Here is a 6000-nt window from a genome sequence, read left to right on the forward strand (position 1 = left end):
ACGCGGGGAGCATCTCTTAGCGCGAGACCTTGCCGGCCTTGATGCACGAGGTGCAGACATTGAGCCGCTTCGGCGTCCGACCGACCACGGCACGCACACGCTGGATGTTCGGGTTCCAGCGACGAGACGTACGGCGGTGCGAGTGCGAAATGTTGTTGCCGAAGCCCGGCCCCTTGCCGCAGACGTCGCAGTTGGCAGCCACGGGTCACTCCAAAGACTTCAGATTTACAGTGAAACCGGCGCACCGGAATCAGGTATCTGAAGTGGCTTGCCGGGGGAATGGCCCGACGTGTGTCGGGCAACCGAAGCAGCATACAACGACTGCTTCGGTGGAACGAAACTACCACGGTCTCCGCGGCCCCCGCCCCGGGTCCGGGGCGATCACCGGTCTACCCTGCGGTGAACCGAACGCAGCGCACAGGAGGACCACCCGTTGCCGCGAGCTCCGCAGACCCTCGACGCCGAAGCGGTCCGATCCTGGTGCGCGGGGGCGCTGAAGGCCCTCGGCCGGGAGCGCGAGGAGATCGACGCCATCAACGTCTATCCCGTCGCGGACGGCGACACCGGCACCAATCTGTACCTCACCGTGGAGTCCGCCGCCCGGTCCGTCGAGGACGCCTTCGCCGCCTCCGCCGGGCGGCCCGATGTGGCCGAGGTCATACGGGCCATGGCGCACGGCGCGCTGCTCGGCGCGCGCGGCAACTCCGGCACGATCCTGTCCCAGCTGCTGCGCGGCATGGCCGCCGTCCTCGCCGACGGGAGCGACGGCGACCACCTCGCCCGCGCGCTCGCCGAAGCCGCCGACGCGGCCCACGGCGCCGTCGCCCACCCCGTCGAGGGCACCGTCCTCACCGTCGCCCGCGCCGCCGCCGACGCCTGCGCGGGGGGCGGGGAGCTCGTGGCGGTGGCCACGACGGCGTACGAGGGGGCCAGGAGCGCCCTGGAGCGGACCCCCGGACAACTGGACGTGCTGCGCCGCGCGGGCGTCGTGGACGCGGGGGGACGCGGTCTGGTCGCCGTGCTCGGCGCGCTGGTGCGGAGCCTCACCGGCGCGGCCCCCGAGCCGCCCGCCGCCCCCGCCCACCGGCCGGTCCTCGACGCCCTGCTCGACGCGGGCTGCGAGGACGCCGACGGGCCCGGCTACGAGGTGCTCTACCTCCTGGAGGCCGAGGACGACGCAGTGGAGCGGCTGCGGACCCGACTGGACGCGCTGGGCGAGTCCCTCGTCGTGGTCGGCGGCGACGGGCTGTGGAACGTCCACGTCCACGTCGACGACGCGGGCGCGGCCGTCGAGGCGGGCGTGGAGGCGGGCCGCCCGCACCGCATCCGGATCACCCACTTCGCCGCCGGGCAGCCGCGCGAGCCCGCCCAGCGGGCCGTCGTCGCGGTCCTGCCCGGCGAGGGCCTGGCCGGGCTCTGCGCCGAGGCCGGGGCCACCACGCTGCTCGCCCTGCCCGGCGCCCCGCCCTCCGCCGAGGAGCTCGCCGAGGCGATCCGGCGTGCCCACGCGCGCGAGGTCGTCCTGCTGCCCAACGACACCGAGCTGCGCCAGGCCGCCGCGGCCGCCGCCGAACGCGCCCGCGCGGAGGGCATCCGGGTCGCCCTCATCCCGACCCGCGCCGCCGTCCAGGGCATCGCCGCCCTCGCGGTGCACGAGCCGGACCGGCGCTTCGACGAGGACGTCGTCGCCATGAGCGCGGCGGCGGGCGCGACCCGCTACGCCGAACTCGCCGTCGCCGAGCGCCAGTCCTTCACCTCGGCCGGCGTCTGCCAGGCCGGCGACGTCCTGGGCCTGATCGAGGGCGACGTGGCCGTCATCGGCCAGGACCTCACGACCACGGCCCGCACGGTTCTCGACAGGATGCTGTCGGCGGGCGGCGAACTCGTCACCCTGATCGTCGCCGCCGACACGCCCCCCGACCTGGCCCGCACCCTCGAACGGCACGTCCGGGCCACCCACCTGGCCGTGGACACGGCCGTCTACGAGGCGGGCGCGGGGGCGCCGGCGCTGCTCATCGGGGTGGAGTAGGCGCCCCGCGCGGGACGCCGCCGCCGACGTACGGGGCGGGTTCTCGGCACGCGGTAGGCCGGCGGGCCGGCCGGTCTTGCCGGGCCGCCGGTGTTGCCGGGCTGCCGGTCTTGCCGGGCGCAGGCCGGTACCGCCGGTGCTGGCCCGCGCCCGGCCCGCCTGCCTGTTTGCCCGCCCGCTTGTCTGCTGGCCTGCCGCCTGCCGCCTGCCGCCTGCCGCCCGCCTGCCCGCCTCAGGCCGCCGCCGTCGCGCGCGCCAGCAGGGTGTCCGCCTCCTCCCGGTGGTCCGCCGATGCCGTGGCCAGGACCGCGCGGGCCAGGGCCGCCGCCGGGCCCGGCTCGCCCAGGTCCAGGTGGATCCAGCCGGTGAGCAGGTCCGCGGAGAGCCGGGCCCCCGCCCTGCCCGCCCCCGCGTAACCGGCCGAGGCCCGCTCCGCATACGCAAGGGCCTCCCGCAGCCGCGCCGGTTCGCCCGCGCGGGCGAGCAGTTCGGCGGTCTGCCGGTGGGTGTCCGCCAGCTCCTCCGGGTCGCCCGCGCACACCTCCGCCGCCGTCGCCATCAGTGCCCGGCCCCGCTCGTCCGGGCCCGCGATCCAGGCCCGGATCCGCAGCGTGCGGACATAGGCAGGGACGTCGCCGAGGGACAGCCACAGCGCCCCGGCCCGCTCGAACGCGGCCTCGGCCGGCTCCTCCAGCTCCGCGCGCAACAGGGCCTGCGCGGCCAGGTTCGCCAGCATCGCGTGGTCGTGCTGCTCCGGCCACGCCGAGGCCAGCTCCGCGGCCCGCAGCCACCGCTCGGCCGCCGAACGGTGCTCCGCCAGGGCCGACAGGCAGTCCCCGAGCCACCACAGCGTCTGGACGACCGTCCCGTCCCCGTGCTCGTCCGCCGACAGGTCCGGCAGCACCGCCTCCAGGATCACCGCCGCCTCCTCGCGCCGGCCCTCCCGCAGCAGCCAGCCGCCGAGCAGATGGCGCGCGTACGCCCCGAGCCCGCGGCCCTCGCCGGCCTCGTCCGCCCAGTGCGCCGCCTCCAGGCCGTGCTCGGCCGCCTCGCCGAACCGGCCCGCCGCGCCCAGCACCTCGGCGAGCCGCAGCCGCAGTCGCGCCTGCCAGGAGGGGCTCGCGTACCCGGCGGCGTGCGCCAGGGCCGCCCGTGCCGCCCGCTCGGCCGACACGAGGTCCCCGCCGCGCTGCGCCAGCACCGCCAGCCGGGCCTCGGGCTCCACCGCGTACCAGGGCAGCCCGGCCTCGTGGAACATCCGCGCCGACCGCTCGTACCGCTCGGCCGCCCCCTCGTCGTCACCGTCCCGCGCGGCGACGTCACCGAGCAGCCACTCGGCCTCGGCGAGCCGGTCGGCGATGTCGGGGACGCGGGGCGGGGTGCGGGCGGCGGCACCGGGCGGGACGTCGTCCCGCGCGCCCGGCGGACGCGCGTCGTGCTTAGACGGCTGGCCGCTGGGCGTGCCTGCCGATCTGCCGTCCCGCGCGCTCGCCGGGTCGCGGTCGAGCGTGCCCGCCGACCCGTCGTCCCGGGGGCCGGCCGGGCCGCCGTGCCGTGTGGCCGTCGAGGCCGCGTCCCGCCCGCCCGCCGGACCCGCGTCGGGACCCGCCCCCACGCCGTCCCGCGTACCCCCCGACCCCCCGTCCCGCGCGCCCGCCGGGCTCTCGTCCCGCGTGCCCGGCGGCGTGTGGGCGGTCGTCCCCGCCGGAGCCTCCTGCCGCGCGTCCCGCGCGAACGCCAGGATCTCCTCCGCCGCCTCCGCCGTCCCCAGCAGCCGGGCCCGCAGGAGCAGTGCCCCCGTCAGCCGCCGCGCCTCCGCGTCGCCCGACATGGCGTGCAGCGCGCGGAGGCGGGCGATCGGCTCCGCGCAGGCGTCCGGGTCGCCCAGGGCGTAGGCGGCGCGGGCCCGGGCGGCCCAGGCCTCGCCGGGTTCGCCCGCCGCCTCGTACGCCTCGGCCGCCGCGCGGAACAGCGCCGCCGTCTCGGCCGGGTCGCCGGGGTGGACCATCGCCCGGTGGTCGGTCAGCTCGGCCGCCGCCTTCGCGTCGAGCGTCAGCCGGCCCTCCGCCACCGCCCGGTCCACCGCCGCCCACGCCGCCTCGGCCTCCGGGCGCCGCTCGGCCGTCAGCCGCCGGGCCTCGGCCAGCGGGTCCCGCGCCTCGGGCCGGGCGGACGCGCCCGGCCCGGCCGGGGCGGGCACCGGTACGGGCCGGCCGGCCGCCCGGACGCCCAGCGGCAGCCGCTCCAGCAGCGGCCGTGCGGCCATCCGCTCCCGGACCAGGGCGCTCACCCGGTCCGAGCCGTTGCGCGCGTCGAAGCGCGCGGCCAGCGCCTCCGCGCCGTCCCGCGCGTGCCGGGCCAGCGCCGTCGCCGTCCAGCCGCCCGCGGGCCGCGCGTCCGAGGGGCCCGGCACCTGCTGCCGACCCAGCCCGAGCGCGACCAGCCGGTCCATCAGCAGCGCCGTCACCGCCAGGAAGTCCAGCTCGCTGTCCGGGTCGCCGTGGTCCGTCAGATACGCCGGGCGCTCCGCCAGCAGCTCCAGCGCCCGCGCCTCGTTCCCGGTCAGCGCGCAGAACTCGATGTGCAGCGCCATCGCCCCGCGCATGCTCTCCATCGGCCGCACCAGCCGGTGCCCGCGCAGGTGGTTGGCCCGCGCCCGCTCCGCCCGCCCCAGCCGCAGCAGCGGCAGCAGGGAGGAGGCGAGCACCGCGTGCGGCTCGTGGGCGCAGGTGTGCTCGCCCTCCAGCACCGGCGCCCAGGCCGCCAGCGCCGCCTCGTCGTCGCCGAGCTCGGCCTGCCACAGCCCCTGCCCGTGCAGCTCGCAGGCGTGGCAGTCGGCCATGTCGTCGCGCTCCGCCGCCAGCCAGGCCGTGTACGCGCGCCCCGCCCGGTCCAGATCGCCGATGTGCCGCGCCACCCGGAACTCGCCCTGCCGCACGGCCCGTTCGGAGTGCCCGACGAGCCGGTAGCGGTGCTCCATCTCGCCCAGCCACTTCTCGATCGAGGCGAGCGGGATGTGCGGCTGGTCCAGCATCCCGCTGGAGACCCACTTGAAGACCCAGTGCAGCGAGTACGTCTCGTAGGCGTCGAAGTCGCCCGGATCCCGGTCCCACATCGCCAGCAGCCGGGAGAAGGGCACGAACAGCTTCGCCTTCTCCGAGCTGTAGTTGTACACCTGCAACTGGTGCCCGAGCGCCTCGATCACCGCGAGCGGCTCGCCGATCCGCTCCGCGTCCGCCAGCAGCCGCTCCGCGCGCGCGTTGCGCTCCGCGCCCTCGGGCCGGGCGTGGTTGTCCCGCATGGCCTCGCGCAGGGCCTGGAACTCCGGACTCGTCATGCCCCGGTCCCCCCGTCCGCGCCGTGCCCGGTGCCCCATTCGAGGAGGCCGAGGAAGGTGCGGTTGAGGAGGGCGTTGTCGGCGGGGCGGAGGGGGCGTTGGGCCATGAGGAGGGCTTGTCCGTAGAGGGCTTCGACGGCGGTGGTGGTGAGGTGGGGGTCGTCGAGGGTGGCGATGCGGCGGACGAGGGGGCTGTGGTGGTTGAGGACGAGGCGGGCGCGGGGGGCGCTGCCGCGCAGGGAGCCGAGGATGCCGGCCCAGAGGGAGTCGGCCTGTTCCTCGGCCTCCGCGCGGGCCTGCTCGTGCCGGGCCGCCCGGTCGTCCAGGTGCAGGGCGGGGACCGTCACCGGGTGGAAGGACCGCAGCGACACGTCGCAGCCCAGCGCGTCCAGCGTCGCCCGCGCCACCGTCAGGAAGCCCGACAGGGCGAGCTCCCGCGCGGGATCGACCGCGTCCAGGTGCGCCGTCACGGTGTCCGCGTCGAGCTCGGCCACCACCGTCCCCGGCCGCACCTCGGGCAGCCGCTCGACCAGCTCGGAGTCGTAGGTGTAGCCGCCGTTGACGACGCCGATGCCCTGGGCGGCGGCGATGGCGGCGACCTGGCGGAACTCCTCGACGGTGCGGGTGAAGTGGA

At 77.4% G+C, this 6000-nt stretch carries 3 protein-coding genes and 1 pseudogene; 1 reads left to right on the forward strand and 3 read right to left on the reverse strand.

The features are described 5' to 3' along the window. Positions 1–16: 16 nt before the first annotated feature. Complete coding sequence (rpmB, locus tag ACZ6J5_RS35880; protein WP_003957616.1) at positions 17–202, reverse strand: 50S ribosomal protein L28; 186 nt, start codon at positions 200–202, stop codon at positions 17–19. A 231-nt stretch (positions 203–433) separates the two neighbouring features. Between rpmB and ACZ6J5_RS35885 the strand changes: the two genes are divergently transcribed. Further along, the gene (locus ACZ6J5_RS35885) at positions 434–2029 is read left to right on the forward strand and encodes a DAK2 domain-containing protein (protein WP_469398141.1); all 1596 of its coding nucleotides are present in this window, start codon (positions 434–436) and stop codon (positions 2027–2029) included. A 232-nt stretch (positions 2030–2261) separates the two neighbouring features. On the opposite strand, the gene ACZ6J5_RS35890 is transcribed toward ACZ6J5_RS35885, so the two are convergent. Beyond that, positions 2262–5366 (reverse strand): tetratricopeptide repeat protein, encoded by a 3105-nt coding sequence (locus ACZ6J5_RS35890; protein ID WP_469398142.1) that lies wholly within the window; start codon positions 5364–5366, stop codon positions 2262–2264. Beyond that, positions 5363–6000 (reverse strand): annotated as a pseudogene (locus tag ACZ6J5_RS35895) (HSP90 family protein); the annotation flags it as partial. The pseudogene ACZ6J5_RS35895 and the gene ACZ6J5_RS35890, both read right to left, overlap by 4 nt.

The organism is Streptomyces sp. NPDC042100 (assembly GCF_055582325.1).

What these genes read in the sequence shown, in the direction of transcription:
- ACZ6J5_RS35890 (WP_469398142.1), bottom strand. Translation starts at nt 5,366, where the DNA reads ATGACGAGTCCGGAGTTCCAGGCCCTGCGCGAGGCCATGCGGGACAAC.